This is a genomic window from Intestinimonas timonensis, from assembly GCF_900626145.1.
GTDB lineage: Bacteria > Bacillota > Clostridia > Oscillospirales > Oscillospiraceae > Intestinimonas > Intestinimonas aquisgranensis.
Window position 1 is genome coordinate 767,046 of the sequence record NZ_LR130816.1, and the last position, 21,916, is coordinate 788,961.

Consider the following 21,916-nt stretch of genomic DNA (forward strand, 5'->3'; position numbering starts at 1 on the left):
CCTCCCCAAAAGGCAAGTCTAATTTTGTGAACAAAAGCCGTCGGATACTCTTGCATTTTTATGCACACAAGTCTAAACTACTGTTCTGACAGTGTATGACACAAGGGAGTGTTTTTCATGTACCGCCGTGCCTTCCGCGCCGCCTTTCCGGCCACCGTGCCGGTGCTCATGGGCTATCTGGCCATCGGCATGGCCTTCGGGCTCATGCTCCAGGCCATCGGATACAATTTCATCTGGGCCTTCTTCATGTCGGTCACCATCTACGCCGGCTCCGGGCAGTACCTGGGGGTGGAGCTGCTGGGCACCGCCGCCACCCTGGGCAGCGTGGCCCTTCTGACCTTCATCATCAACTTCCGCCATCTGGTCTACGGCCTGAGCCTGCTGGAGAAGTTCAAGGGCATGGGCATCCGGAAGCTCTACATGATCTTCTCCCTCACCGACGAGACCTACGCCCTTCTCTCCTCGGCCCGGGTGCCGGAGCGGGTGGACCCCCACACCTACTACTTTGCCATCGCTGTGCTGGACCACTGCTACTGGATCGCCGGATCGGTGATCGGCAGCGTAGCGGGTGCCCTGCTGGGCTTCGACACCACCGGCATCGACTTCGCCATGACCGCCCTCTTCATCGTCATTGCCGTGGACCAGTGGAGCGCCTACCGCGAACACCTGCCCGCCCTGCTGGGCTTTGGGGTCACCGTGGTCTCCCTCATCCTTCTGGGGGCTGACGCCATGCTCATCCCCGCCCTGTGCGCCATCGTGGTCATCCTGCTCCTCCTCCGGGTCCGGCTGGACGCCCAGGAGGAGACCGCTCAAAAGGAGGAAGTCTGACATGCCCCTCACCACCGGTCAAGCCATCGCCGCCATCGCCGTCATGTCGGTGGTCACCTTTCTCACCCGGGCCCTGCCCTTCCTCCTCTTTGACCGGGGCGGTACGCCCCCCAAGGTGGTCCTCTACCTGGGCCGGGTCCTGCCCCCCGCCGTCATCGCCATGCTCATCATCTACTGCCTGCGCAATATCAGCTTCGGCTGGGGCACCGACCTGGCCGCCTTCGCCGGCTGGGCGCCTCAGCTCATCTCCGCCGCCGTGGTGGTGGCCCTCCACCTCTGGAAGCACAACAACCTCCTGAGCATCTTCGGCGGTACCATCCTCTATATGGTGCTGGTCCAAGCCGTCTTCTAGTCCTTTTTCTTGAAAGAAAAAGGACCAAAAAGAACTTTGGCAGCGCTTCGGAACAAGTACGAAACGAACGCTTTCGCCCGGTAACGAGAGCAGAAACAGAATAGAAACGTCAAGCGGGCGCTGCCATCGGCAGTGCCCGCTCGATTTTTAGAAAAGGGAACGCCCCCCCGCTGACCCACGCCGCAGTCCTCACCTACACAGCGGTGTACACCACCCACATCACAGCAACGGCAATCCCAGGCAGCGTCACCACGCCCGACACCCACCCACGCAGGCGGCGAAAAAATGTCGGATAGAACCACGGCCTTTCCCTGTTCCGCCGGCGGAGTCTCCTGTGGACGGTGCTGGTGCTCTACGGGGGCGTAAAGCCGGGCCGCCGGATTCCTATTTGGAGCCACTCAACCCGCACGGGAGCCCCTTTTTCTTTGGATTCCAAAAACCGTTCTTTTTCCAGCAGGGAAAAAGAAACGGGTTTTGAACCGTCTCTCCCGTCCTTTCACGTAACAGAAAGACAAAGAAACGAAACGCAAAACCACACCTCAATGCTCCCCCTCATCCGGCGGCTAACGCCGCCACCTTCCCCCCAGGGGAAGGCTCACGGACAAGGGGCCTCCCCTTTACCCTTTGTACTCCAGCAGCACAGCCCCCAGGGCCCGAGCGAACATCCGGGCGGCGGCGAGGGCCTCCTGGAGGGTGTTGCCGTGGCTGCCCACCTCCACCAGCATGGCGCCGGGGGCGGTCTGCTGGTTGTAGCGGTTCTCCCGCAGGCCGATGGGACGGGCCAGGGTGGGCCAGAGGGTGTTCATCTCCTTCTGGACCTGCACCGCCAGGGCCAGATTTTCCAGCCAGTTGGGGTGGTCGTAGAGGGCGTTGGAGCCCATGACCAGCATGACCTGGGCGCACTTCTCCCCGTTGATGGTGGTGATGGGCTTGTAGACGGTGCCGTCGGAGCCGATGAGGGCGTCCCGGTGGACGTCCAGCACCACCTGGATGGTGGGGTACTGCGCCAGCCAGTTCTCCACCGCCGCCAGGGAGCGGTCATAGGCGCCGTTGTACTCGGGGTAGTCATAGAGGGCGGTGTCGTGGACCACGGTGAGGCCCATCTCGGTGAGCACCTTGGCGATCTCGTCCCCCACCCGGACCACGCTCTTCTCCGTATCGGTGGTGCGGCACTCCCCGGTGGCCACGTAGGTATCGGTGCCGTCGGGGGTATAGGCCTCGCTGCCGTGGGTGTGGACGATGAGGACCTGGGGGCCCTCCTCGGGAAGGGTCAGGGTGAGCTGGGTCTGAGCTAGCGCCGCCACGTCCAGGGCCAATCCCGGCCGGTTCTCGATGTACACCCCCTGGGCGCTGTCATAGCCCTCGCCGCTGGTGGGGAGCAGGGTCCTGCCCACGATGTCCTCCGGGGCCACCGTGACCTCGGGCACCTCCTCCGGGTCCTCCGGGTCGTCGGGCTCGCCCGTGGGCTGTGGGGACTCCTGGACCGCCTCCCCGGTCTCCCCCTTGCCCACACCGGCGGAGAGGGTGGGGGACTGGCCCAGCACCAGCTTCTGCCAGCCGGTGAGACCGGTCTCCTCCTCCTCCGGCAGGTTGCCCAGCTCCGCCCGCAGGGCCGCCGACACAAAGGCCGGGCTCTCCGCCAGGGTATGGAAGGTCTCCGCCGCCGCCCCCATGTCCGCCGTCAGCGACAGCACCCACACCGTCACCGTGGTCAAAAAGAGGGCCACCCCCCTCCGCAGCATCCTCGTCCACCGGCCTTGTCCCTTTTTCATGGCTCTCCCCGTCCTTTCTTTCGTTTCTTGGAGAGTCTATGCGCCGGGTCCGGCTCCTATGTCCCCCGAAAAACGACGGGAAAGCCTTTGAGATTCTCCCCGTCCTGTGATATACTGGATGGACACTTCAGATAAAGGCAGGTAGGGCTATGCGGGCGATGTGGGACTCCTCGGGGGTGCGCTTTATACGGGAAATGGTCACGGTGTACTTCGACCGGCGGGTCTCCCGCTCGGCGGCGGAGCTGGCCTATTTCCTGGTGCTCAGCTTCTTCCCCGTCCTCATCTGCATCAACGCCTTCGTGGGTCTGATGCGGCTAGACGTCAACCTGGTGCTGGAGGCGGCGGACGGCTTTCTCCCCCAGGAGATCCTCCCCATCCTGGGGGAGTACATCCGCTATATCTCCATCAACCAGTCCAACGCCATGTTCTTCGCCGGGCTCACCATGGTCCTCTTCTCGGCCTCGGCGGCCTTCCGGGCCCTCATGAACATCATGGCCGACATCTACGAGCGCCCCACCTACCGTGGGATCGGCCAGATCGTGGCCAGCGTCCTCTTTTCCCTTCTGTTTTTGGTGACCATCTACCTCTCCATGGTGGTCCTCCTCACCGGAAACTGGTTCCTCCACCTGGTGGAGGGCCGTTTCGTCTGGATCGCCCGGCTGGTGGGTGACTGGCAGTCCATGCGCTTTTTCATCCTCTTCTGCCTGGTCCTTCTCTTCGTTCTTCTGGCCTACCGCCTGGCCGCCCCCAAGGGTCACCCCCGCCCTCCCGTCCTCACCGGCGGCATCCTGGCCACGGTGTCCCTGGTGGCCGCCTCCATGCTCTTCTCCTGGTTCATCGGCCTCTCCTCCCGCTACTCCCTGGTGTACGGGTCCCTGGCCTCCGTCATCATCCTGCTGGTGTGGCTCTACCTGTGCGGCAACATCTTCATTTTGGGCAACGTCTTCAACTATGTCTGGTACAAGCACCGGAAAAACTAAATGACCGCCCCTCTCCCAAGCCTTTCCGGCCGGGGGATGGGCGGTCCTCTTTTTCGGACTCGTCCGTTTTAAAAGTCCGTTTTATTGTACTTTCTTTCTGTTATCTTTGAGATACAACAAAGGAGCGGAAAGGAGCGCTGAAAGATGGAATACAGCATGCGTTGGGTAAGAGGACACATCGAAGTCTATGACGGGGCCGGGCGGTTCCTCTTTTCGGCGGACAGTGAGTGGGAGGCCGAACGGGAGCTGGAATCCTCCGCGGCGTAAAAACGGAAAGCAGGGACCTTCCCAGCTTCACAGCCTTTGTGGAGATGGGGAGGTCCCTTTTTGATGTGGGGCGCAGTAGTCTCCCTGAAACGCCCCCTCTTCTGCGGCGAACATGCACCAGCTGCCCCCTTTCCGTATAGAATGGGGGCAGCACAGGGAGAAGGACGGTGACCGGGAGATGGAGGAAGACATCCTGGCGGGGGAGGCGCGGACACTGGACGACTCCCTGGGCTACATACTGGCGGTGATTGGGTCGGTGCTGCTCTCCTACAAGGCCACGGCCCTCCAGCGGGACGGGGTGTGCCTGGCCCTGGCCGGGGACGACACCGGGGCGCAGGACGCCCAGGAGCGGGTCCGGCAGCTGCGGCTGCTTTCCGGGGCGGTCCTCATCGGCGCCCTGGGGTATTTCCTCTGCCTGGCCCTCCGGGCGGTGGATCAGGCCAGGGGCGACCCTGCGGCGGAGGGCTCCGCCCGGACCAACCTGACGGCCTCGGTGCTGGTGCTGCTGGCGGCCCTGCTGCGGTTCCTGGACCAGAAGGGGCAGACTGCCGCCTGACGCCGCATCGGGAGGAATACCATGACAGATCTGGAGCTTTTGGCCCGTATCATCCAGTGCGAGGCCGGGGGCGAGGGGGAGCAGGGCATGAAGGCGGTGGCCTGCGTGGTGATGAACCGGGTCCAGGTGGACTACGGCGAGTATGGCCGGCTGGAGCCCACCATACGGGCTGTGATCTACCAGCCGGGGCAGTTCGACTGCGCCCGGGAGTCCATCGGGGGCCGCTACAACGCCCAGAACATCTACAACATGTCGGTGGAGCCCATCCACTACGAGATCGCCGAGTGGGCCATCGCGGGGAACCGGCTGACCAATCTGGGCTTTGCCCTCTGGTACTTCAACCCCTTCAGCCCCACCTGCCGGCAGAACTTTCCCTCCAAGGTGGGGGAGTTCGTGGTGCGCATCGGCAACCACTGCTTCTACAACCCCACCCCCGCCTACGCCGATACTTAGCAAGGAGGATCGCTATGAACCAATTCTATCCCAACGCCGTCCGCAGCATCGCCATGGACCAGGCCCAGGGCTCCGGCGGGCTGGTGACCCCGCCGGAGGAGAACTTCAACACCGACACCATGCGGGGCTCCCTCCAGCAGATCTTATCCGACAATCTGGGGGCCTACGTCTCCTGCGAGTTCCTGGTGGGGCTCCAGGCCATGATTAAGAAGGAGGGCATCCTCTACTCCGTGGGCCGGAGCTACCTTACCCTCTACGAGGAGGCCACCCAGACCTTCATGGTCTGCGACATCTTCTCGCTCAAATTCATCACCTTCTACCTGCCTGGCCGCCGGCCGGGACAGACAGGAGCCTCCACGGTGCCCACGGTGACCGTCCCCGGTGTGGGGGAGGTGCCGGCGGGCAATTACGGCCTGGGCACCGGCAACATCTCGTGGAACGTGGGCCGGGGAGGCTGAGGTCAGTCTCCCTCCGCCCAGCGGCAGAAGCCCTCCCAGAGCTCCATGGCCTTGAATTTGATGACATAGCCCTCGCTCTCCCCGGTGAGGAGGGCGGCCTCCTCCTCACCCAGGGCGGCCAGGACGGGCTGGGCCTCGGTGGCGGAGCTCTGGCACAGGGGCGGGAAGACCACGCACCACCAGTTCCGCCCGGCGCCCTCTCCCAGCACCACCCGCAGGGCGGTATACTGTCCCTGGGGGAGGGCGAAGCCGTCATAGGTCTTGGTGGGGAACCACACATCGTCCTCCAAGGAGGCGGAGACCGCGCAGTCGGCTCCGGCGGCCGTCACCGCCTCCTCCGCCGCCGTCTCCAGCGCCGGCAGGGCCTGGCGGAGCAGATCCACCGCCTCCTCGGCGGTCTGAGCGCCGGCGCAGGCCTCTGCCGCCGCCTCCAGCACCCGGTCCCGGACCTGGAGCTTCAACGCCTGGTCGGCGTCGGAGTCGGAGTTTGCGATGACGTGGAGCCGCACCACCTGCTCTGCCAGGTCGGCCTGCTCCCGGTCCAGCCACACCCCCGTCAGCAGGGCGATGGCCAGCCCCGCCATCAGGGCCGCCTCCCAGCGGCGCAACCGCTGTCCGCCGTTTTTCCACACGCTTTTTTGTACAAGCTCCATATCCGCTTCCTCCTTTGTCTCAGCTGCCTCTATTGTGCCCGCCGCCGCCCCGTTCCAGACGGGAGGGCGGCAGTTTTTTCCACCCCTTTTTAACCAAATTTTCATCTTTCCTTGCCCTTTTCTTTTAAAATCACATGGTATCCTTGCAGTACAGACAGGAAAGGAGGATTCGCCATGTTCACTCTGTTCGCCCTGACGCTGCTCTGCCTGGCCGGCGTGGCCGCCATCAGCGTGGTGGTCGCCCTGGTCCTCACCCTCATCGGCCTGCCTCTGGCCATTTTGTTCAGCCTGCTGCCCTGGCTGCTGCGGCTGGCCGGCATCGTGCTGCTGGTGAAGGGCTTGCTGGACCGCCCCTTCCAGCCGGAGAACCTGCTCCCCGCCGTGGGCGCCTTTGCCGCCAGCTGGCTCCTGGGCCTGCTGTTCTGATGCGGCTTTGTGATGTTTTTCTTACGTTTCCCCCCAGTCGTTGACTTTCCCCGCTGTCAGCGGCTATAATCATAGCCAAACGGACTGTGAGGAGGGGAGCGTCATGGAGGTCCATATTTTGGTGGTGGATGACGAGCCGGAGATTGCCGATCTGGTGGGGGTCTATCTGCGCAGCGAGGGCTTTGTCGTCCACACCTGCGGCACCGCCCAAGAGGCCCTGGACACCCTGGCCCACCAGAGCGTGGACCTGGCCATTCTGGACGTGATGCTGCCCGACAAGTCGGGCTTCGACCTGTGCGGGGAGCTGCGGCGGGAGTACCGCTTCCCGGTGCTCATGCTCACTGCCAAGAGCTCCGACATGGACAAGATCACCGGCCTCACCATCGGGGCCGACGACTACATCACCAAGCCCTTCAACCCCCTGGAGCTGGTGGCCCGGGTGAAGGCCCAGCTGCGGCGGTACACCCGCTACAACAGCAGCCAGGAGAAGGCCCCGGGCAGCGAGGTCATCGACTTCAACGGCCTGGTCATCGACCGGGGCACCCACCAGTGCACCCTATACGATAAGGAGCTCAGCCTCACCCCCATCGAGTTCGACATCCTGTGGATGCTCTGCTCCAACCGGGGACAGGTCATCTCCGCCGAGCGCCTCTTCGAGACGGTGTGGGGAGAGAAGTACCTGGACCGGAACAACACCGTCATGGTCCACATCCGGCGGCTGCGTGAAAAGATGGGGGAGCCCAGCCGGGACCCCCGGTTCATCAAGACCGTCTGGGGCGTGGGCTACAAGGTGGATTGACCCCCCCTCAACAGCAAAGAAAATTCTTCAGGAAATTTTGATATTTTAGTTGACAACCGGCGGGACATCGGGTATACTATCTCTTGCCCTGTTCATGAGGGCCGATATGGCGGCATAGCTCAGTTGGCTAGAGCACTCGGTTCATACCCGAGTTGTCCCCGGTTCAAATCCAGGTGCCGCTACCATGCAGCGTATGCTGCACCGCATGGCGCGTTGGTCAAGCGGCTAAGACACCGCCCTTTCACGGCGGTAACACGGGTTCGATTCCCGTACGCGTCACCAACGTCTCCCATATGGAGGCATAGCTCAGCTGGTAGAGCGCTCGCCTCACACGCGAGAGGTCACAGATTCGAGTTCTGTTGTCTCCACCACGAAGAAAGACACGACTTACGTCGTGTCTTTCTTTTTTCTTCCATATGAAACGGCCCGATCCCGCAAATGGGATCGGGCCGTTTTTTGTCTCAGGGGAAGGCATAACCGTAGGCCTCCCCCACGGCCAGGGGCACCTCCATGCGGCAGGTCACCTGGGGGTCCACCATCTGGCAGATCCGCACGTCACCCGCCACGCTCAGCAGCATACCGGCCTCGTGGGCCTCCATGCCCACCTGATGGATGAGGACGTCCCGCATGCGCAGGGTGGCGTCGGAGGCGGCAGCCTCCAGCGTGGAGGCGGAGGAGATGGTCATGAAGGCCGTCTCCGTGGTGAGGAAGGGTGTGGGCAGGGGGCAGTCGTGGAGCACCGTCACCCGGACGGTGACCCGCCCGGCGATCTCCACGCCGCACACCACCACCTCGCCGTCCCCCATGACGGCGTGGAGGTCCCCCATGGCCAGGAGGGCCCCTTCCACCGCCACCGGCAGATAGAGGGTCGCGCCGGGGCCGATGCGCTTGCAGTCCATGTTCCCGCCGTGGGGGCCGGGGGTGCCGGTGGGGACGGCCCCCGCCGCCGGGGCGGTGCCGATGACCCCGATCATGGGCCGGATGGGAAAGGAGAGCTTGTCGTTGAAGACCGCCCTGCCCGCTCGGATGGGGATGAGCTTGGTGGACTCCTCCGTGAGGACGGCCCCAATGACCCCCTCGTTGGGGGCGTCGGTCATGACCCCGTGGTCGGCCAGGGCGATGTCCAGGATCTCCACCTTTAATACATCGCCGGGCTGTGCCCCCTCCACGTAGAGGGGCCCCGTGGCCGGGTTGATGTTGTCCCAGTCCAGGCCGCCCAGCCGCTGCTCCGGGCTGGTGATCTGCCCGCCGAAGCAGTCGATGGTCTCAAAGCACACCGTGGCCCCGCTCTCCGCCCGGGCGGCGGGGGGATTGTCGGGAGACATGGCGTAGATGACGGTCTTTCTGCTGATCTCCATACGCAAAAACCTCCTGTCCTGCGGCCGTTCCCGCCTTTGGAGGGCAAACGGCCCACTTGCTTGTCCTCATTGTAATCAACGCCATAGGGGGTGTCAAGGCCGCCCAAAGGAGCGGAAAGGCCCGGGACANTTCTGTGAGGCCAATGAGATGATTGACCGCTATATCAATTTTTACAACCACGAGCGCATCCAGCTAAAAACTGGAGTGGCGCCGCTCACGCTGCGCCACTCCGCTTAAAACTTCATATTTCCCTACATTGAGGCCTTTTTGTGCTGTCCGCACAATTTGGGGCGGTTCACAGGTCCGCGGCCTTTTTTCAGGAAATGAAATGGTGTTACTCCGCGTCGGCGGTGAGCAGGGCGCTGGCACGGACCATCAGGGTGGCCAGCTCGGCGCGGGAGGCGTTGCCCTGGGGATTCAGGGCGCCGGTGTCGCTGCCGGTGAGGAGGCCGTTCTCCACAGCCCAGGTCACAGCGTCAGCGGCCCAATCGCTCACGGAAGCGCCGTCGGGATAGGCGGTCAGGTCGCCCTCGGCGGCGGGGCTGCCGGCGTAGCGCCACAGCATGGTGACCAGCTGCTCGCGGGTGAGCACGCCCTCCATGTTGGTGCCGTCGGACACGCCGTTCTCCACGGCCCAGGCCTGTCCGTCGGCGTACCACACATCGCTGACGGTGGTGTCATCGCCGGCGCAGCGGGCCAGGATAGTGACCAGCATGCCGCGGCTGGTATCCATGGCGGGGGAGAAGGTGGTCTCGCTAGTGCCGTTCATGAGGCCCAGCTCGGTGACGGAGGCCACGGCGTCGGCGTACCAGGCGTCGGCGGGGACATCGACAAAGCCGGTGGTCTCAGTGGTCTCGGCGTTCAGCACGCTCACAAAGGCGGCGTTGGAGATGAAGTTGAACTCATCCCGCTGGTTGACCTTGTTGGTGAGGGTGTTGGCGAAGAGGACCACGTCCAGACCGGCATCCTGATAGGAGATGGCCTGGATGGAGTTGTTGAGGAAGTCGTCGTAGTGCTCGCCGTCGGCGGGGAGGAAGCCTTCCAGCAGCTCCTTGGAGCCGTCCAGCTGCACCAGCACCTGGGCGCCCTCGGGGATGGCGGCGAAGTAGCCGGCGCCGTAGCCGTAGAGGATATCGTCACCCTCGGCCACATAGCTGGCGGTGATGAGGCTGTCGGTGGGGTAGGTCACATAGGCCAGGGCGTCCATGGCGTTGTCGCTGACGGTCTCCCGGACCAGAGCGCCTTCGGCGAAGAGAGCGGTGGCGGAGTCCACGGCGTCGGCGCCGTAGCCGATGTAGGGGGTGCCGCTCTTGACGGCGGCCAGGGCCTGCTCATCCAGCTCGGCGGCGCCGATGATGAGGTCGGCCTTGGAGGCGTCGTCGGTGACGGTGAAGCCCAGCAGCTCCATGGCCTGCCGGTCGTAGTTGTACTCGTAGGCGCCGCTGACCAGGGTGGTCTTGATGAAGCCGGCGTCGTTGTCGGCGGGCTTGCCGGAGATGTAGATGACGGGGGCCTTGGTGAGGGCCTGGGCGGCGGGAGCCTCCTCAACGCCCACGCCGGAGATCAGGTAATCACCGGCCACGCTCTGCCAGTCGGCATAGGAGCACAGGAAGCTGCCCTTGTACTCGCCCTCGGTGATGAGGGAGACGGCCTTGCCCGCCTTCAGCAGGGCGTTGACGGCGGCGGTGGAGTCCTCGGAGGCGTTCATCAGCACCACCTGGGCGTTCTCCACACCGGTGAAGGAGGAGGTGAGGGTATCCACGTAGGCCAGGGTGGCCTCGTAGTCCATGGCGTCGCCGCAGGCGGCAGCGATGGTCTCGTAGGCGGCGGGCTCGGCGCACACCACCATGTCAAAGCCGCGGGTCTTGTCGAAGGCGGTGATGCCCTCGGAGTAGAGGACGGGCCAGCCGGTGATGACGGTGCCGTCATAGAGGACGCCGTTGGCCACGCTCCGCTTGGCCTGGTACATGGAAACGATCAGGGTGCCGGCGGGATACTCCACACCGTTGTAGTTGAAGGCCTTCTCGGTGAGGTTGACCTTCACGCCGTTGCGGGTCAGGTACACCATCATGTCGGCGGCGTCCTGCAGGTTGGACTGGTTGGCGCCGTCCATGGGGATGATGTAGCACTCGGGGTAGAAGTTGCCGTTCTGGCCCTCGCCGTCATACTCGGGACGGAAGAGCTCGGCCTCGGCGCCCTCCACGTCGTACTGGTCGCAGAACCACTGGCCCACCAGCTCATAGGCGTCGGAATTGGCGTTGGTCACGCCCCGCTCGAAGATCTTGGTTTGGTCCAGCAGGTAGCTCTCCTTGTTGTTGGCCACATAGACGCCCTGGCCCAGAGCGCCGTAGGCCACCAGGTCCACCGCGTCGTCGTTGTGGCTGGGCAGCTCCACCGTGTAGGAAACGGTGCCGTGGAGCATGGCGTACTGGGGGGTGTAGCTGGTGGACATGTCGTCCCAGGGGTCCAGCCACTGGGTCTGATAGGAGCCGTCCTCGTTCACCTCGCCGGTGTAGGACAGGTAGTCACGCTGGGGGGTGGAGTAGCTGTTGAAGGTATCGTTGTTGGCCACAGCCGCGATGCCCAGCGCCTCACCGCCGCTCATCAGGTGCTCGGCCAGCAGGTCATACTCGAAGTTGGGCTCGTGGGGGGGATCGCAGGGCTCGCACTGGAACTCCTTGTGCTGACCGTGGAACTCGGTGAAGCTCACAGGGTTCCACTCAGTGATGAGCTGGGTCATGTTCTGGGTCTCGGCCTGGGTCTGGAAAGAGTTGTCCCGGTTCAGGTCAAAGCCGCCGGAGGAGGTACGGGTCACATAGGTGCGGCCCTCCACGTTCTCCTCGGGCACGATGAGGAAGAACACGTCGTCCAGCAGGTCGTCCATGTCCACCGTGACGGTCTCTACATTATAATACTTCTCCAGGTCCAGCTTGTAGGAGGTGGTCCAGGGGGAGACGGTGCCCTCCTCGTCGGTAGCCTTGATAAAGCCCAGATAGGTGGCGGTGTCGGCCACCAGGTCGGGGATGGCGATGCTGCCCTCCTCGCCCACAGGGCCCATCTGCTCGGCCAGCTTGGCCTCGCCCTCGGCGGTGAAACCGGTCATGTTGTCGTAGGAGATGGTGCCCTCCTCGCTGGCGGCGGCCTCCACCAGCATCCAGGCAAACTTCATCACGCCGTCAGGGGCGGCCACCTCATTGGCGTGGACGTTGGAGAAGAGGACGGGGACCTGGTAGTCGCCCAGGGTGCCGTTCTCGATCTTCTCGATGAGCCCGGTGGGGTCGCTCTCGGCCTCGGCCTTGATGCTCTGCCACTTCTCCACCGCGGCCTCGCTCTTGGCCACGATGAGGTAGGGCATGTCCAGGCTCTCCATGCCGTTGTCGCCCTGGCTCATGCCCATGGACTCCTTTACCACATAGAGGTCAGTGTTCTCCTCGGCATAGGCCACCAGCTCATCCATGCTCTCGTAGAGCTCTTTCATGGTGTTGAAGTCGTCGTAGGGGGTGATCTTGATCCCCTCCACGGCGCCCAGCACGGTGCCGTCGGCGGCGGTGGCGGTCAGGTCATACCAGCCGCACAGGTCCAGATAGGTGCCGCCGTTGGTCTGATAGCCCCGCAGGTTGTTGGGCATATCGGCAAAGAGGTCATAGTAGTAGTCGTTGGCAAAGGTCAGCTTCAGGTAGACCTGGCCGTCCTGGGTGACCGCCTCGGTCTGGACGTCGGTGAACAGGTTACCCTCGCCGTCCTTCAGCTTCCAGCTGTCCAGGGTGCCGCCCTGGGTGTGGTTGGGGTAGAGCTCCGGGTCCACATAGCCGGACGCCTCATCGTAGTCCAGGGACCACACCACCGTCTCGGCGGCGGCCTGGGCCTCCTCCTCAGTCATGTCCACGGGGAGCATGGCCTGGAAGGTGCGGGCGTCACACAGGCTGATGTAGTTTTCCCCACCGTCACCGGTGGTGTTTTCAAACGCCGCAACAGGGGTGGCGGCGGTGGTATCTTCCGCGGCGTAGGCCGGGAGGACACACATGGACAGCAGGAGCGCGCCTGTCGTTACCAGCGACAGGGCGTTCCCAAGGAACTTGTGCTTCTTCATGCTCATCACCATTCTCTTTCCTTCAAATCCTCGATGAAATAATATTCATATAGGTTGAATATTGTTTATGAATAATACCACTAAACCCCAGAGACGTCAAGTATAGAAATGCATAAATCTCAGTTGTTAATCGTATTTATTCTCCAGTGCACAATACGGAGGGGAATATATGAATATATATTTATCTATTTTAGTACAATACATAATCACCGTGCGAAAGAGATGAGCGAATAAAGGGCCGGGGCGGCCGCCTATATCAAGGCGGTCGCCCCGGCCCTTTGTGTCTCTCATTTACCGGTAACAGCGTCACGCTCCCGCCGACACAAAGCATGGAGCCTCTCTCTGCACCTTATTCAAAGTACCGTATCAGGGCCTGGGTACCCAGATCTCCCATCCCGCGGTCGGCCAGGGTCTGATACATGGTTAGCACCTGGTTTGTGATCGGGAGGTCGGTCTGAACCGCACGGCTCTCCTCCTCCGCAATAGAGAGGTCCTTGACCACCTATAATGGTAGTCTTACAGAACGCGAGCTTCTTCTTTTGGCCGAAAATGAAGCCCCATCTGTACTTTTGTGCAGTGGAATTTATTATGAAAAATGGCAGCATATTTGTGAGAAACTGACCAATCAACCGCTTTTGGTCAATTTGGATGAGTCCGGACCCAACGGCTATGAAAAATGGTTGGCTGAGCCAATCGATTTGCCTGATTTTCTTCCCAGTGCCGAGGATATCTTGATGCTGATCCATACTGGTGGAACAACTGGTGTTCCAAAAGCTGCAAAGCTTTCTTATCGAGCAATCACAAATAACTCCATCAGTACTGTCTTAACCCATAACCTCACTCCGAACGATGCCACGTACCTCATGCTCCCATTGTTTCACACGGCGGCTTGGAATAGTGTTTCGCTCGGGATTTTGCTGGCAGGCGGAAGGCTGGTTTTGAAGCGGAAGTTTGATGTAGACACCACCTGTGATATCATTGAAAGCATTCGCCCCTCGTTCCTATTGGGCGTTCCTACAATCTATCAAGCTCTTGCTCAATCTCCCCGCTTTCAGACAACAGACTTTTCCTCATTGAAAGCCCTCCGATGTGGAACGGCACCTCTCCCGAGATCGCTGTTTCAGCTCTATGATGCCCACAATCTTCCCCTATGTAATGCCTATGGCCTAACTGAATGTGGTCCAAGCAATTTCTCATTTGCCATGCACTTGGTTACACAGGACATCCTACGAGCCAAAGTAGGTTCTGTTGGTCAACCAATGTATTACAACCGGGTCCGTATCGTGGATGATAGCGGCAATGAAGTTCCACCTGGACAGCCAGGTGAGTTACAGTTTTCCGGCCCTCTGGTGTTTAGCGGCTATTGGAACAATCCTGAGGAAACCCAAAAAGTCATCTGCGGAAATTGGGTCAACACAGGTGATATTGCCACCTGTGACAGTGATGGATTTTATTTTATTATTGGCCGCAAAAAAATATGTTTATTACCGGGGGAGAAAATATTTTCCCTATTGAGATCGAAGATGTTCTCATACAGCACCCTTCCGTGCAGGACTGCTGTGTAATCGGCGTGGAGGACTGCCATTGGGGTGAGGTTGGAAAAGCATTCGTTCAGTTGCGGTCAGGCTGTGAGGAAACACCAGAATCTATAATAAATTACCTGGCCGAGTATTTACCAACCATAAAGCAACCGAAGTATATTTCTTTTGTAGACAATATCCCAAGGAATTCCGTCGGAAAACTTTTGCTCTCTAAGGTAAGGGCGCTCCATGACGAGGAAATGCGGAAAAACCCTGCACCAAAGAAGATTGTACCAACCAAGAAATCCGGTACATACGCTATTTTGTTGCTTTAGCACAATCTCCGCCTTTTTTCAAACAAGCCCTAGTCAGGCGGAAATTACTTCCATCGTTGACTGCGTCACTACCGTGCCCTGTTCACAAATTGTATATTATTTTCCTGGAAAAATTTTATAAACGCAAATTGCAATAACAAGTTGGACACGCCGTGGTAGACAGCCTCGGTCTCGGATGGAGCCGCAGGCTCTGTCCGGGACCGAGGGTGCCGCAGCCGTCAGGCTGCGTATACAGCGTCCAGGAACGATTCAAACAACTCCTCCGAGGTGCGGTAGCCGAGCTTTCTGCGGGGCCGTCCGTTCAGCTCGTCAGCAGCGGCGAGGATATCCTCGTCGGTGAATTGCTCAATGGACTTGCCCTTGGGGAGGAAGGCCCGAAACAGGCCGTTGTGGCGCTCGTTCTGGGGCCGCTCCCATGAGGTGTACGGGTGAGCAAAGTAGACCTTGGTGCCCCATTTTTCTATCTGAGCGAAGTCAGCGAATTCGCTGCCGTTGTCCACAGTAATCGTCTTAAAGACCTGGTCGAAATGCTCGCCGTACTCGGCATGGAGGGCGGTCATGGCTGCCATCACCGCCTCGCTGGTTTTGCCGGGGATACGGAACGCAAGGTAGTTCTGGGTCTTCTTCTCCAGCAGAGAGAAGACTACGGACTCCTTTCCAGACCTCCTTCCAACCACGGTATCGCCCTCCCAGTGGCCTTCTTCCATGCGGAGAGAAGCAATCTCCGGACGGTCTGAAATGCTTGCGCCGTAACGCTTTTTGTTCTCCCGAACCCGGTGCTTCTTCGTCTTTCGCTTCAATGCTTCAGGCAATTCCGTGGGATGGATGGGCAGACATCCTCTCCACACCATATTGTAGAGTGTGCGGGAGCAAACCATCTTAGACGGCTCAAACAGGTGGTGCAGCTTGGCGTAGCCGCAGCAGGCATCCAGCGACCACTTGTGTTCCTGTACCTGCCGGATCACCCACTTGGAGAAGTCCTGGCAACCGTCCGATTTCGGGTTCCTGTGGCAGGTTGCTCTGTTTGCCTTGTACACCGCCTCTCCCAATTTCGGGGAGTAGCCGGGGGCTTTCCCCTTGGTGCTCTTACGAACCGGTGTACCACGCCGCAGCTCGTTTGTAATGGTGGATGGAGCGCAGCCCACCTCTCTGGCAATGGCCCGTATGCCAAGGCCTTGCTGTTTGAGGGCCTTAATGGCACCCCGTTCTACCATACCGAGATGCTGTCCCTTCTTGCGTTCTGCTGCTACTGTGATATAATCTTGGTAGTCCATAGTGATTGCCTCCCATAGTGAATTTGGTGTAGCAACTTCATTCTACCACGGGAAAAAATCACTATGGACTTTTCTCTTCAAGTGTCCAACTTGATTTTACAATCAACCAAAATTTTATAAAAAGAGGTTTAACACTTAAGAACAGGGTATCTGCCGGCCAGTGTGGTCGATGGTGTAGTCGGTGTTATAGGTACCGGGTAGGATGAGCTCCGACACCGGCACCAGGGTGTAGCCGTCCTTCAACAGGGCCTCGATGATGCCAGGCAGAGCCTCCGGGGTGTGGAGGGCAGCGTTGTGGAAGAGGATGATGGACCCAGGCTGCACCTTGGAGGTGACCCGCTGGGTGATCTCACCTGCCGACAGGTCCTTCCAGTCCAGGCTGTCCACGTCCCACTGGATGGGCTCGATGCCCAGGGCACGGACGGCAGTGATGACCTTGTCGTCGTACTCGCCGTAGGGGGGGCGGAAGAGGGTGGGCCGGACCCCGGTGACCGCCTCGATCTTATCGGCGCAGGCGGAGACGTCGGCCTGGATCTCCTCCCGGCTGAGCTGCGACATGTGGGGATGGGTGTTGGAGTGGTCCATGACCTCATGCCCCGCGTCGGAGAGGGCCTTCACCGACTCAGGGTATTTGTCCACCCACTCGCCCACCACAAAAAAGGTGGCCTTCACGTCGTACTTTCCCAGGATGTCGATGAGCTGCTGGGTATCCTCGTTGCCCCAGGCGGCGTCGAAGGTGAGAGAGGCCACCTTCTGGTCCCGGGCCACGCAGTAAATGGGCAGCTGCCGGGTGGTGGCCGACGCCCCCACGATGGCCGGATGGTTCACCACATAGAGCATGGCCGCCGCCGCCAGCAGACACAGCCCCACCGTAAAGACCCGCCGCCGGATCAGGTACAGTTTCATTCCATACGCCTCCTTATTGGTTCCCCCACAACGGGGTGTCTTGCACAGTTCCACTATATGACGCCCGGTCCGGCCTCATGTTTGGTCCACGCCTGGAGCTGGACATCGCCGCCTGCCGTAAAAAGGCATAGTAAATTTGTAGGTTTTTCACCAGAACCAGGCAGTTACACAAAATAATTCTCACGTATTTTATGAAAATAATTTGTAACTGTTTTTAGTTGTATTTTGGGTCCTTTCTTCGCTATAATCACGAGGCTGCCCAGGGCCAGATCTCACCGGCCCGGGACAACACCGTGATAGGAGAAAGAGAAGAAATGAGCAGATTGAACCACCTTCGCAGAGCCGTTTCCGGGCTTTTGAGCCTGGCCCTGACCAGCTCTTTCTGTACCATTGGATATCCTGCCGCTCTGGCTGCCAGCGGAGCGGAACACGAGGCCGACCCCACCGGTTCCATCGCCCTCACCGTCCGCTTCGACCTGCCCCAGCAGGCCGACGAGGTGGCCGACCAGGACCTCCGTCTGACCCTGACCGGCAGCGGCAAGGCCGTCACGGTCTCCCTGGCCGACGGCACCGCCGACGGCGCCGACGGCCTTGCCGTCTCGGTGGAGGCGCAGAACATCCACGGCGTCCCCCTCACCACTGAGGAACAGATCGGCTACTACCAGGTGACCGTGGACGGCCTGGCCACCGGGGACTACACCATGGCCCTCTCCGGCCGGGGCTACACCACCTGCCCACTCCGGTGGAGCTGGAGACCTATTCCCAGCACGTGCTCATGAGCACCGGCAACGGCAGCTTTGCCCTGGGCGACGTGGACGGCGACGGTGCCGTCACCACCGCCGACCGGGACGCCATGGACGCCCAGCTGGGAAAGACCAGCCGCCTGGATACCTACGACCTCAACGGCGACGGGGTGGTAGACGTCACCGACCTCTCCTATATCAATAAGATGGTGGGCCTGGAGGGCGGCGGCACCATGACCGTTCCCTTCAATATCGCCGCTCCCGACGGGGTCCACGCCACCGGCCGCACCGCCGGCCAGAGCGTCATATCCATCAACCTGGGCAAGAAGGTGGCCGTGACCAAGGTCACCATCACCGTCACCAAGGTGGAGGGTCAGACCGGCGAGACCCCGTCGTTTGCCGCCGTGACCCAGATCCAGTTCCTCAAGGACATCGTCTCCGACGCCATCCAGGCCGACACCCAGGTGAAGGGCCTGTCCGCCGCCAGCGGCGACGGGGAGGTGAAGCTGGTGTGGGACAGCGTGAAAAACGTCACCGGCTACACCGTCTCCTATGGTCAGGACCGGAACAACCTGAACCAGCGCCTGTCGGTGAACACCAACAAGGCCACCCTCTCCGGCCTCACCAACAACAAGACCTATTACTTCCAGGTGTCCGCCGCCAGCGACGGCTGGAGCGGCACCCCCTAGGCGGTGATCTCCGCCGTGCCCACCCCCAGCAGCGCCCCCGGCGCCCCCTCCAACATCCTGGTGGAGGCCGCCGACACCGCCCTGCGCCTGACCTGGGGCTCCACCAAGGACGCCACCTACTACCAGGTGTTTTACCGGGAGAAGGGCGAGAGCGACTTCCAGCGCTGGGGGAGCGACATCGCCTCCACCGGCACCGTGATCACCGGCCTCACCAACGGCACCGAGTACGAGGTGGCGGTGAAGGCGGGCAACCTCCGGGGCACCGGTCCTCTCTCCGCCATCGCCCTGGGCACCCCCAAGAAGGAGGCCTTTGACATGCCGGAGCTGCCCACCGACGGGCGCATCGACAATTCCTCCATCACCTCCATTGTGATGAAGGACCCCTCCAACGTGGATAAGAGCCTGTGCCCCAACTTCGACGTGACCACCCACCTCACCGACGGCGACCCCAACACCTACTGGGTGGCCCGGGACTACCGCCCCTCCAGCGACATCACCTACACCTTCGACGGCTCCTATGATATGAACTATGTACTGGTGGTGCCCTATCTGGACGCCCGGTACAAGGGCCGCATCAAGACCTTCAATGTGACGGCCCGGGACGCCGCCGGGGAAGTGATCTACACCGCCGAAGGGCTCTCCGCCGACAGCATCACCGCCGACAGCTACGTGGTCCTGGCCTTCCCCGAGCTCAAGGGGGTCCATAGCCTCACCATCGCCCTCAATGAGATGGAGGGCGGTCCCCGGGTGAGCATCTCCGAGATCGCCTTCTACAAGAGCAACACCCTCAGCGACGACATCGCCGCCCTCTTCGCCAACGGCTCCTTCACCGCCCTGAAGTACTCCGTGGAGCAGAGCCACATCACCGCTCTGCGGGAGCGGCTCACCGCCCTGAGCAGCTTCTATCTGGACCGCACCCGGCTGAAGGACGAGCTGGATCTGGCCCAGGCCCTGCTGGAGCGCAAGGACAACGCCCTGGCCCTGGTGAAGAACGACTTCCAGAGCCGCTCGGCCTCCGCCGCCGGCGACCGGGCCGCCGGTCAGACCGCCAGCGCCCTCCAGCCCCTTGGGATCACCGCCAGGGCGGGGGCCACCGTGGCCATCTACGCAGACCTGCCCGGCGACCAGCCCGTCTATGTGGTGCCCACCCAGTTCTACGGCGAGTCCGGCGTGTGGAAGGGCAGCCCCATTGAGCTGAAAAACGGCCGCAACTACATCACTGTACCCGAGATCGGCTCTCTGAAGGACACCCGTGGCGGCGTATTCTACCTGACCTACGCCGGGGACCGGCCTGAGGACATTGAGATCCAGATCCGCAACGCCTCCAACGTCTGGCAGATGCCGGTACTGGAGCTGTCCGGCTGGTACGACATGGACGAGGGCGGCCGCAAGGACGTCATCCGGACCTATGTCCAGGATTTGGAGGCCTATGTCTCCGGCCTCACCGGCACCAGCCTCACCACCGATATCCGCAACGCCACCGAGATCGCCACCCCCAGCGCCCTCCTGTCCCTGCCCGCCGACCAGGTCCTCACGGGCCTGAAGGGAGTGAGCCACGATGAGGACGCCATGGTGGAGACCATGTACCAGAACGTGCTGGCCTGGGAGGAGGAGCTCTTCGTGGTCAACCAGGTCCAGGGCATCATCGACGCCGGCGCCGACCTGGAGAGCTACCGCTATCCCATGACCACCCGCCAGAACATCCGTTACATGCGCATGTTTGCCGGCGCCTTCATGTACGCTGCCGGGGAGCACATCGGCATGGAGTACGGCTCCACCGCCGCCCTGGTCCAGGGCAAGCCCGCCGCCCAGACCGCCGGGGAGCCGGAAAACGGCCTCTTCGGCTGGGGCATCGCCCACGAGATCGGCCACAACATGGACAAGCTGGGCAAGGCCGAGTGCACCAACAACCTCTATTCCCTGGCCACTCAGGCCTGGGACGGGGAGGCCATGACCCTCTCCACCCGGCTCACCGCCGACAGCCGCTGGGCGGACATCTTCAATAAGGTGGCCCAGGCCCGCCCCGGCACCGCCAACAACGTCTTTGTCCATCTGGGCATGTACTGGCAGCTCCACCTGGCCTACGACGGGGCAGAGGAGCCCATGGCCTTCTACAACCAGTTCTTCCGGCTGTGGAAGTCCGGCGCGTACAGCGGCTACGGCTATGACGAGCGCTTCGCCCTTATCGCCGCCCAGGTGGCCGACCGAGATCTCACCGAGTTCTTCACCCGCTGGGGCATGGAGCTCAGCCCCTCCGTGAAGGCCACCCTGGCCGAATACCCCGCCGAGGACCGGGCTATCTGGTACCTGAACGACGCCTCCCGGAACCACCGGCTGGAGGACGGCGCTGCCGCCTACGGTGAGGCCTCCGTTGCCGCCTCTGTGGAGGAGTCTGAGGTGACCCTGACCATCGACCACACCGACAGCGCCCACATCCTGGGCTACGAGATCCGCCGGAACGGCACCGCCATCGGCTTCACCACCGAGGACGTCTACGTGGATGACCTGGGCGCCGCCAACAACCTGACCTACACCTACTCTGTGGTGCCCGTGGACCAGCTGGGCAACCTGGGCAGCGAGGCGGAGGCCAATAAGGTCCGGGTGGCCTACGACAAGACCATCGACCCCGACCTCTATGATTTGGAGCGGTCCGGCGAGACCATCACCATGAAGGAGGGGGCCGTTCCCGTCACCGGCATCAAGGTCACCGGCGGCGACCTCAGCGGCGGTTACACCGTGCGGGTGAAGGCCGACGCCGAGGCGGAGGACTGGACCGACGTCAAGGTGGGCGCCCTGTCCGACGGCCAGGCGGCCTACTTCCAGAAGCCGGGCGCTTCCGAGGACGACACCCGCATCTGGACCTATGACGCCGCCGTGCTGGAGCTCACCGGTATCCCGGAGGAGGCCAGCGTGGAGCTGCTGGACTACCCCGGCGATCGGGTGGACTTCTACGACGGCGCCGCCGTGGGCATCCTGGCCGACGACTACGAGTACAGCGACGGCGAGGTCATCGAGGCCGGTACCCTGGTCATCCTGGGCACCTACCGGGGCGACCCCCGCTACAACTACGTGGAGGTGGAGGCGGTCTACAACACCACCGCCGAGGCCGGCAGCATCACCACCATCACCCGTCCCATGAACGGCTACGGCCTGCTCCTGGCCGAGATCCCCACTGACGGGGCGGTCGGCGACACCAGCGACGGCTTCCTCCTCTTCGTGCCCGACCTGGAGGCCGAAAAGTCCCTCAACGCCCAGAGCGGCGTCACCGACGACTACCCCCTGGAGATCCGCATCAACTTCTACCGCACCGACGTGCCCGGCGACACCAGCAGCAAGCGGCTCACCAGCCGCACCCTGTGGCTGCCCTTCCCCGACGGCGGGGAAGGCACCGCTGAGGACCCGGGCTCCCTGCCCCTCATCGAGCTCAAGAGCGACAACAGTCAGGAGGACACATAA

General features: G+C 61.9%; 21 protein-coding genes and 3 tRNA genes. 17 read left to right on the forward strand and 7 right to left on the reverse strand.

Annotation, left to right across the window (positions count from 1 at the left end):
- The first annotated feature begins 117 nt into the window (after nt 1-117).
- Nucleotides 118-828, forward strand: coding sequence for an AzlC family ABC transporter permease (locus E0E29_RS03875; protein WP_130848717.1), 711 nt, complete (start codon nt 118-120; stop codon nt 826-828).
- Between the two features lies 1 nt (nt 829).
- The gene (locus E0E29_RS03880; protein ID WP_130848718.1) at nt 830-1,180 is read left to right on the forward strand and encodes a branched-chain amino acid transporter permease; all 351 of its coding nucleotides are present in this window, start codon (nt 830-832) and stop codon (nt 1,178-1,180) included.
- Nucleotides 1,181-1,797: 617 nt separating this feature from the next.
- On the opposite strand, the gene spoIIP is transcribed toward E0E29_RS03880, so the two are convergent.
- On the reverse strand, nt 1,798-2,952 hold the full coding sequence (spoIIP, locus tag E0E29_RS18975; RefSeq protein WP_130848719.1) for a stage II sporulation protein P: 1,155 nt from the start codon (nt 2,950-2,952) through the stop codon (nt 1,798-1,800).
- A gap of 149 nt (nt 2,953-3,101) precedes the next feature.
- Here spoIIP and E0E29_RS03890 point away from each other — a divergent pair, with 149 nt between their 5' ends.
- From E0E29_RS03890 to E0E29_RS03905, 5 genes are all read left to right on the forward strand, one after another.
- Nucleotides 3,102-3,932, forward strand: coding sequence for a YihY/virulence factor BrkB family protein (locus E0E29_RS03890; RefSeq protein WP_130848720.1), 831 nt, complete (start codon nt 3,102-3,104; stop codon nt 3,930-3,932).
- Nucleotides 3,933-4,076: 144 nt separating this feature from the next.
- Entirely contained in the window at nt 4,077-4,199 is a 123-nt protein-coding gene (locus tag E0E29_RS18980; RefSeq protein WP_278045144.1) for a hypothetical protein, read from the forward strand.
- 178 nt (nt 4,200-4,377) lie between these two features.
- The gene (locus tag E0E29_RS03895) at nt 4,378-4,755 is read left to right on the forward strand and encodes a hypothetical protein (protein ID WP_130848721.1); all 378 of its coding nucleotides are present in this window, start codon (nt 4,378-4,380) and stop codon (nt 4,753-4,755) included.
- A 21-nt stretch (nt 4,756-4,776) separates the two neighbouring features.
- Entirely contained in the window at nt 4,777-5,208 is a 432-nt protein-coding gene (locus E0E29_RS03900) for a cell wall hydrolase (RefSeq protein ID WP_130848722.1), read from the forward strand.
- A gap of 14 nt (nt 5,209-5,222) precedes the next feature.
- Nucleotides 5,223-5,666: a hypothetical protein gene (locus E0E29_RS03905; RefSeq protein ID WP_130848723.1), complete on the forward strand. Its 444-nt coding sequence runs from the start codon at nt 5,223-5,225 to the stop codon at nt 5,664-5,666.
- Nucleotides 5,667-5,668: 2 nt separating this feature from the next.
- Here the strand turns inward: E0E29_RS03905 and spoIIR are convergent, their stop codons facing one another.
- Entirely contained in the window at nt 5,669-6,319 is a 651-nt protein-coding gene (gene spoIIR, locus E0E29_RS03910; protein WP_130848724.1) for a stage II sporulation protein R, read from the reverse strand.
- Between the two features lie 174 nt (nt 6,320-6,493).
- Here spoIIR and E0E29_RS03915 point away from each other — a divergent pair, with 174 nt between their 5' ends.
- The 5 genes from E0E29_RS03915 to E0E29_RS03935 all read left to right on the forward strand — a co-directional run bounded on the left by E0E29_RS03915 (nt 6,494) and on the right by E0E29_RS03935 (nt 7,915).
- The gene (locus E0E29_RS03915; protein WP_130848725.1) at nt 6,494-6,745 is read left to right on the forward strand and encodes a phage-shock protein; all 252 of its coding nucleotides are present in this window, start codon (nt 6,494-6,496) and stop codon (nt 6,743-6,745) included.
- 103 nt (nt 6,746-6,848) lie between these two features.
- Nucleotides 6,849-7,544 (forward strand): VanR-ABDEGLN family response regulator transcription factor, encoded by a 696-nt coding sequence (gene vanR, locus E0E29_RS03920; protein WP_130848726.1) that lies wholly within the window; start codon nt 6,849-6,851, stop codon nt 7,542-7,544.
- Nucleotides 7,545-7,652: 108 nt separating this feature from the next.
- Nucleotides 7,653-7,729 (forward strand) — tRNA-Met (locus tag E0E29_RS03925).
- 22 nt (nt 7,730-7,751) lie between these two features.
- Nucleotides 7,752-7,826: transfer RNA gene (locus tag E0E29_RS03930), tRNA-Glu, on the forward strand.
- A gap of 13 nt (nt 7,827-7,839) precedes the next feature.
- Nucleotides 7,840-7,915 (forward strand) — tRNA-Val (locus E0E29_RS03935).
- Between the two features lie 90 nt (nt 7,916-8,005).
- Here the strand turns inward: E0E29_RS03935 and E0E29_RS03940 are convergent.
- The 3 genes from E0E29_RS03940 to E0E29_RS19385 all read right to left on the reverse strand — a co-directional run bounded on the left by E0E29_RS03940 (nt 8,006) and on the right by E0E29_RS19385 (nt 13,495).
- Nucleotides 8,006-8,902: an acetamidase/formamidase family protein gene (locus E0E29_RS03940; RefSeq protein ID WP_130848727.1), complete on the reverse strand. Its 897-nt coding sequence runs from the start codon at nt 8,900-8,902 to the stop codon at nt 8,006-8,008.
- Nucleotides 8,903-9,237: 335 nt separating this feature from the next.
- Entirely contained in the window at nt 9,238-12,999 is a 3,762-nt protein-coding gene (locus E0E29_RS03950; RefSeq protein WP_242622364.1) for an S-layer homology domain-containing protein, read from the reverse strand.
- A gap of 343 nt (nt 13,000-13,342) precedes the next feature.
- Entirely contained in the window at nt 13,343-13,495 is a 153-nt protein-coding gene (locus E0E29_RS19385; protein ID WP_479723845.1) for an NAD-binding protein, read from the reverse strand.
- Here E0E29_RS19385 and E0E29_RS03955 point away from each other — a divergent pair.
- Nucleotides 13,488-14,558, forward strand: coding sequence for a class I adenylate-forming enzyme family protein (locus E0E29_RS03955; RefSeq protein ID WP_165449782.1), 1,071 nt, complete (start codon nt 13,488-13,490; stop codon nt 14,556-14,558). The genes E0E29_RS19385 and E0E29_RS03955 overlap by 8 nt on opposite strands.
- The gene (locus E0E29_RS19195; RefSeq protein ID WP_130848729.1) at nt 14,471-14,848 is read left to right on the forward strand and encodes an AMP-binding enzyme; all 378 of its coding nucleotides are present in this window, start codon (nt 14,471-14,473) and stop codon (nt 14,846-14,848) included. Before E0E29_RS03955 ends, E0E29_RS19195 begins: the two co-directional genes overlap by 88 nt.
- Before the next feature lie 218 nt (nt 14,849-15,066).
- Here E0E29_RS19195 and E0E29_RS03965 read toward each other — a convergent pair whose 3' ends face one another.
- Together E0E29_RS03965 and E0E29_RS03970 are read right to left on the reverse strand one after the other, a co-directional pair.
- Nucleotides 15,067-16,122 carry an IS30 family transposase gene (locus E0E29_RS03965; RefSeq protein WP_130848640.1) on the reverse strand — a complete coding sequence of 352 codons (1,056 nt, stop codon included), beginning with the start codon at nt 16,120-16,122 and terminating at the stop codon, nt 15,067-15,069.
- 135 nt (nt 16,123-16,257) lie between these two features.
- A complete protein-coding gene (locus tag E0E29_RS03970; protein WP_130848730.1) occupies nt 16,258-17,028 on the reverse strand; it encodes a polysaccharide deacetylase family protein in 771 nt (256 codons plus the stop codon).
- Between the two features lie 314 nt (nt 17,029-17,342).
- On the opposite strand from E0E29_RS03970, the gene E0E29_RS03975 reads away from it, so the two are divergent.
- The 3 genes from E0E29_RS03975 to E0E29_RS03985 are packed head-to-tail and all read left to right on the forward strand — an operon-like array spanning nt 17,343 to nt 21,916.
- Nucleotides 17,343-17,807: a hypothetical protein gene (locus E0E29_RS03975; protein ID WP_130848731.1), complete on the forward strand. Its 465-nt coding sequence runs from the start codon at nt 17,343-17,345 to the stop codon at nt 17,805-17,807.
- Nucleotides 17,804-18,460 carry a fibronectin type III domain-containing protein gene (locus tag E0E29_RS03980; RefSeq protein ID WP_242622396.1) on the forward strand — a complete coding sequence of 219 codons (657 nt, stop codon included), beginning with the start codon at nt 17,804-17,806 and terminating at the stop codon, nt 18,458-18,460. The genes E0E29_RS03975 and E0E29_RS03980 overlap by 4 nt, the downstream gene beginning before the upstream one ends.
- Nucleotides 18,461-18,475: 15 nt before the next feature.
- A complete protein-coding gene (locus E0E29_RS03985; RefSeq protein WP_165449784.1) occupies nt 18,476-21,916 on the forward strand; it encodes a M60 family metallopeptidase in 3,441 nt (1,146 codons plus the stop codon).